Raw genomic sequence first — 654 nt, 5'->3', positions numbered from 1 at the left:
TTCCCGTTCAGGGACAGGTCAACCAGATAACGCCCCGGTGCATAGCTGCCGTTCAGGGCTGCCCAGACTTCCGGATTAACCCCGACACCACCCTGGATAAAGGACATATCCAGTTTTTCACCTGCAATACCTGTGGCACTGGCAAAAGCAGCTGATACGGCAAGCGCAAGTGCGGCCCGACGGAAAAACACGGACGAAACCGGCTCTGCGACTGCCTTCTTTCCTGCACACACAATCCTTTTCTCCGTTACTGATACGTGACCACAAAGGTCAGTGCCCCCGTGTATTCCCCCGCCTTCACGTTCGCCGGAAACACCGGCTGCGCACGAAAACGAAACTGTCCTTTAGCAGCAAACTCCACCGGGTAATTCACCGAATGACTGTCCTGAGTCAGACGTCCGCGATAATCTGCCTGTGCATCCACCGCCCGCACATCCACGCGAACACCCTCACCGGCACCGCGGGTGACCACGCCCCCTGCGTCCAGCTGGCCCGGGTTACCAAAATCCAGGGTGGCGACCTGCCCCGCCTTAAAGGCTGAGCAGCCCTGAACCGTGGCACCGGACTCATACAGACGCACAGTGAAGTCACGCGGCGGCACAGACGCCCCCGTGGACTTGCGGTAAGTCCCGAATGTCAGCCGGCCACTGTTGC

General features: G+C 59.5%; 2 protein-coding genes. Both read right to left on the bottom strand.

Going from position 1 to position 654, the window contains the following annotated elements:
* On the bottom strand, window positions 1-233 hold a 233-nt coding region (locus C0K55_RS25735; RefSeq protein WP_272898105.1), incomplete at its 3' end, for a hypothetical protein.
* A gap of 14 nt (window positions 234-247) precedes the next feature.
* Window positions 248-654, bottom strand: a 407-nt coding sequence (locus tag C0K55_RS25730) for a fimbrial protein (protein ID WP_105283462.1), incomplete at its 5' end; no start/stop codon positions are given.

Origin of the sequence: Escherichia sp. MOD1-EC6098 (assembly GCF_002965865.1) — a bacterium.
In the GTDB taxonomy this organism is placed as follows: domain Bacteria; phylum Pseudomonadota; class Gammaproteobacteria; order Enterobacterales; family Enterobacteriaceae; genus Escherichia; species Escherichia marmotae.
The sequence above is the reverse complement of the archived record's forward strand: the minus strand, read 5'-3'. Positions and strand labels throughout refer to the sequence as shown.